At 46.1% G+C, this 4,973-nt stretch carries 6 protein-coding genes and 1 pseudogene; 2 read left to right on the plus strand and 5 right to left on the minus strand.

Going from position 1 to position 4,973, the window contains the following annotated elements; genetic code table 11:
* Window positions 1-154: 154 nt before the first annotated feature.
* The 4 genes from J3L11_RS18445 to J3L11_RS19705 all read right to left on the minus strand — a co-directional run bounded on the left by J3L11_RS18445 (window position 155) and on the right by J3L11_RS19705 (window position 1,407).
* A complete protein-coding gene (locus tag J3L11_RS18445; protein ID WP_133040711.1) occupies window positions 155-415 on the minus strand; it encodes a DUF2442 domain-containing protein in 261 nt (86 codons plus the stop codon).
* Window positions 378-614 carry a DUF4160 domain-containing protein gene (locus tag J3L11_RS18450; protein WP_133040712.1) on the minus strand — a complete coding sequence of 79 codons (237 nt, stop codon included), beginning with the start codon at window positions 612-614 and terminating at the stop codon, window positions 378-380. The genes J3L11_RS18445 and J3L11_RS18450 overlap by 38 nt, the downstream gene beginning before the upstream one ends.
* A 77-nt stretch (window positions 615-691) precedes the next feature.
* A complete protein-coding gene (locus tag J3L11_RS18455; RefSeq protein ID WP_133040713.1) occupies window positions 692-880 on the minus strand; it encodes a hypothetical protein in 189 nt (62 codons plus the stop codon).
* Window positions 881-945: 65 nt separating this feature from the next.
* Entirely contained in the window at window positions 946-1,407 is a 462-nt protein-coding gene (locus J3L11_RS19705; protein ID WP_347566529.1) for a tyrosine-type recombinase/integrase, read from the minus strand.
* A 51-nt stretch (window positions 1,408-1,458) separates the two neighbouring features.
* Between J3L11_RS19705 and J3L11_RS18465 the strand changes: the two genes are divergently transcribed.
* Both J3L11_RS18465 and J3L11_RS18470 read left to right on the plus strand, forming a co-directional pair.
* On the plus strand, window positions 1,459-2,472 hold the full coding sequence (locus J3L11_RS18465; protein WP_133040655.1) for an IS110 family transposase: 1,014 nt from the start codon (window positions 1,459-1,461) through the stop codon (window positions 2,470-2,472).
* Between the two features lie 344 nt (window positions 2,473-2,816).
* Window positions 2,817-3,798, plus strand: a pseudogene (locus tag J3L11_RS18470) (IS5 family transposase).
* 150 nt (window positions 3,799-3,948) lie between these two features.
* Here J3L11_RS18470 and J3L11_RS18475 read toward each other — a convergent pair.
* Window positions 3,949-4,884, minus strand: coding sequence for a HipA domain-containing protein (locus tag J3L11_RS18475; protein ID WP_242695338.1), 936 nt, complete (start codon window positions 4,882-4,884; stop codon window positions 3,949-3,951).
* Window positions 4,885-4,973 lie beyond the last annotated feature (89 nt).

Consider the following 4,973-nt stretch of genomic DNA (forward strand, 5'->3'; position numbering starts at 1 on the left):
CACCAATTGAGATCATCCGGCAGTATATTGAGCAGCAACAAACTCCGACGTAGCCCTCAAAACGGCTTCGCCGTTGCGCTATTCATCCTCGCCCTGAACGGCGAGGTTTTCCGCGCGACCCGATAAAAATAGTTTCAGGCATACAAATTTCCGATTAATGCTTTGCTTTAAGTGGGTATTTGTCGGGGTGCTTAATGCCGTCCAGCGTCAAATCCACATCGAGATCAGGCCAGCAAAAACCGCTGCGGCCTTGTTTTTCAACATTGAACACGGCCTTTACTGGCGCGTTCTCAAACCAAGGGAACTCTTTAAAACTTAAAAAGTGTTCCTCATTATCAGCCAATAGCCATAAGCCAAGGGGATTAACCCCCAAGACCTTAACCGAAGTGTTTTTGCCAAGCTGCTCTGATTTCATTTTCATGATCCCTTACGCTCTGTTCGAGCTTGTTCAGCTCTTTAACTGACAAGTTATAACTCTTGGCTAGCGTGATTTCTGGCTCTAGCCAAAACTTTGCTTCGCCGTCCTCGCCTACAACGTGAACGTGCATACGCTGTTCTTCGTTGGAATAGAAAAAGAACTTGTAGCCTTTTTCTCTGTAAACCGCTGGACTCATTTTCAATCCCTTACCGCCTTAACTTGTGGTTATTATGTGCGGTATTCGCTCACATGTCAATAAATAATGAGCGGTATTCACACATTATTACTATTGCGATGCTTGATACCGTCCACGATTAACTCAACGGCAGTGCGCCGAGTTGCCCACCAATCGTAGAACGTGCGGCGCGGTACTTTGGCGAGATCTGCCACCTCTTTTGCATCAAGCCCAACTTGGGCGCGGCAGTATGCCGAAAAAGCCTCTTTATCTGCGGGTTCCGCCATATATCCTCGGTGTGTCACTTAATCATACGGTTTTAATTGTGTGGTATTCGCTCACAAATAGCAATTTAGATCCACTCAATTGAGCACATTTGTTTGATTCTAGTGGGCTGGATCACGACATAATCAATAGTCGTTTCGGGGCTGGAGTGTCCGAGTATTCGCGCCACAGTTTCAATCGGGACGCCGTTTAATACTGCATTCGTGCAAAGCGATTTACGGCCTGAATGTGAGGATGCTAAAGGTAATCCGCATTTCTTATAAATCTCACGCATAACCTGCTCAAGTGAGTCGCAAGCCCAATATTCCCGTACCTCGCCAGAGTCTAGTTTTCGTGGCTTTGGCTGTAGTGCATAAGGAGCACCACGAACCGTATACAAAAAACGCGATTCAGGGATTAATCCTTGGAACTCAGCGCGGCCAGATACGCCCCACTTTTTAGCTATGCGGTAATCAATCCATTCTTGAATGATCGCCCTCGATGTCTTGTTTGTTAGGGAAATGGGATGGACTCCCCCCACTATCGGCATCAATGTGCCAAGATTAGATATGTATAGCCTAATCGAAAGAAGGGAGTCCACATGAGTATTATGCGTATAGGTTTAGATTTAGCCAAAAATGTTTTCGAAATTTATGGGATCGATACCCTAGAAAAGCCGGTCTTAAAAAAAACAATTAAACGTACTGAATTATTGACCTTTTTCTGCCAGCTAGAACCTTGTGAAGTTGGAATGGAAAGCTGCGGCGGGGCTCATTATTGGGCAAGAGAACTCGAAAAATTTGGGCATAAAATCAAAATGATGGCACCACAGTTCGTTGCGCCATACCGTAAAGGAAGTAAAAACGATCAGAATGATGCGCAGGCAATATGTGAAGCTGCTGGTAGGCCAAATATGCGATTTATTCCGGTCAAAAATGAGCAACAGCAAGCAGTATTAGCGTTACATCGTGTTCGTTCGTTACTCGTTGGAGAACGTACTGCACAAGTGAATCAAATTCGAGGATTACTTTTAGAATTCGGAGTGGCAATGCCTCAAGGGCGTGATAAGGTCCGAGCTCAGCTCCCTTGGTTGCTTGAGGATGCTGAGAATGGGCTGCCATTATTACTTAGAGAATTACTGTTTAGCCAATATCAGCGATTATGTGAATTAGACAAGCAAATACTCGAGTCTGATCGCAAGATTGATACGATTGCTAAGCAAGATGAAAAAGCCCTGCGCCTTATGAAACTTGAGGGCATTGGACCCATAACGGCTACAGCTATGATTGCATCAGTCGGTGATATTCGAGAATTTCAAAATGGGCGACAGTTCGCCGCGTGGTTGGGATTAGTCCCCCGCCAGTGGTCTTCTGGAGGGAAAAACCGTCTCGGTAGGATTACAAAGCGCGGTGATGTGTACCTGAGGACTCTATTAGTTCATGGTGCTCGGGCTGTCATAAGATTTGCCGAAAATAAAGAAGATCGCAAGAGTCTCTGGATAAAGGATGTTAAAGCTCGCCGTGGCTTTAATAAAGCAGCGGTTGCCCTTGCCGCGAAACATGCCAGGATCGTATGGTCAATGTTAATCAACAATACTGAATATCGAGTCGCATAGACTTTTATTTATGATGAGATACTAATAGTTAATGTTTTGTATTTAAAGGCTTAATGAATTTTGCTAAGAGAATTGATGATGGCATAACGGTTGAACCGACGTCAGAAAAACCTGAGTTCGCACCGGGTCACTAAAGACCGTTAGGGAAATGAGGAACTGACGCGCGGATCTCCATCAGGGTCCAAGTCGAGAAATGACTTAAACAGAGACCGAATACAAGCTAGCAGTTAAACCTTCATGCCAATTTTATTCTCTTGCAAAATAGGGGGAGTCCATACAGGTGCGAATAAGTCCCTGATATGAGATCATGTACTCATCCAGTTTGCCAAGGAACAGGTCAGCTCATGGAACATCAACTCACATTTGCCGATAGCGAATTCTCCAGTAAACGCCGTCAGACCCGTAAGGAAATCTTCCTGTCTCGGATGGATGCGATTCTTCCTTGGGCAAAACTCCTTGCTGTTATTGAACCTGTTTACCCTAAAGCTGGCAATGGCCGCCGTCCTTATCCATTGGAAACCATGGTGCGTATCCACTGCATGCAGCACTGGTACAACCTAAGTGATGGTGCCATGGAAGATGCGCTCTATGAAATTGCATCAATGCGCTTGTTTGCACATCTATCCTTAGATAGCGCCATGCCTGACCGCACGACCATCATGAATTTTCGCCATCTGTTGGAGCAGCATAAGCTGGCCCGTAAGATACTCAGCACCATAAACCAATGGCTCAGTGAATGCGGTGTCATGATGACGCAAGGCACGTTAGTTGATGCAACGATTATCGAAGCGCCGAGCTCAACTAAAAATAAGCAAAACCAACGTGACGGCGATATGCACCAAACCAAGAAAGGCAACCAATGGCACTTTGGGATGAAGGCACATATCGGCGTCGACGCCAAAAGTGGCTTAACCCACAGCTTGGTGACCACGTCAGCGAACGAGCACGATTTAAATCAGCTGGAAAACTTGCTACACGGTGAAGAACAATTTGTGTCAGCCGATGCCGGTTATCAAGGCGCAGAAAAGCGCAAGGTACTTGCAGATAAGAAGGTCGATTGGCTGATAGCAGAACGTCCGGGCAAAGTCAGAACCCTCAAGCAACATCCACGTCTCAATAAAGTGCTCATCAGAACTGAGTACTTGAAGGCTAGCATTAGAGCTAAGGTAGAACATCCATTCCGCATCATTAAGTGCCAATTTGGCTTTGTGAAAGCTCGCTATAAAGGCTTGGTGAAAAACGATAATCATCTGGCGATGTTATTTGCGTTGGCCAACATCGTCAGATGTGGACCAGATGTTACGCTATGAGCCGAAGACTACCTAAAATCGGGTAGAAGCCAGAAAACTGGCTAAAAGTGGGATAAAACTGCTGTTTTTTTGCCCAAGACGGGAAATCGGTGCGGAAAAAGTAGAGGAAGAAACTTCGGTGAATTTAAACCGCAGCGTACTGACTTAATCGCAGGTTCCTTAGACGTTAAATGCGTGGAGTAAAACAATCTCTCAGTAAGTCACGTTCGCCTTTGCTAATACCAGCCTGCTTCGCCAGTTCTCCCCAACGCGAAACAGCATTAGCTACGCGCTGATAAATAGCATCAGCTTGCTTCTTGTTTAGTTGGAAGTATTCTGCCACTTCAAATGCAAGTTCAACATCAAGGGCATTGCTGACGTCGTTGATGTTAAGGTGTAAGCCCATAGCGTTCGGCGTAGGGTTGATATCGTATGCAGGAGATAAGCGCCAGCCTATCATATCAAAAATGAACCCGTGATTGCGTAAGTGATCATCGCTGTTGGACACCATGATGTTGAATAACATTCGAGTCCATAGCTGTTCGAGATCTTCCTGAGTATGCGAACCGTGCTGGATAAGGAACTCTGCTAGTTCAAGATAGCTCGCCCCATCGTCATTTCCGTCAAAGTACTCCAACTGAGTCATTGCCGAAGTGAAATGTAGTCGGCGTCCATTATCGGTACGGTCAAACCGTTTAGTCAGAAAGATATGGTCTTCTGAACCAATAGCTTGCACCTTAGACTCAGCCATTTGGATCCCTGCATCTAGCGCCATTTGGTAAACAACAAACTCCCACAGTCCGATGTCATATGAATCGTGGCGGCTTGGGAACTTGGCTAACCAAAGCGTGTTATCGGTATCTCTCACAGATGCTTTTGGACGGGCACCACCGAGCGATGAACCTGGTGAAATAAGCATGTTCAGCCATTTAAGGTAATCAGGATTATCAAAATCAGGTTTATCCTCCACACCATTAGCCGCTTGTTGCAGCTCAGGAAGCGAAGTCATCGCTGGCGCGGCTAAAGCTTCATTGTTATCAAGAAAAGGGCCTCCTCGTTCGATACAGAAGCGCAGAGCCCCCATTTGCGTATTTCGGGATGATCCGGCCAGCGATTTCGGCATGAGTCGGCCACCCATTTCGGTATCATCCGGCCACTGATTTCGGCCTCATCCGGCCACCTGTTTCGGTATCGTCCGGCCAGTTTGTTCTT

Source organism: Shewanella sp. 4t3-1-2LB (assembly GCF_017368415.1).
GTDB classification, from domain to species: Bacteria; Pseudomonadota; Gammaproteobacteria; order Enterobacterales; family Shewanellaceae; genus Shewanella; species Shewanella fodinae.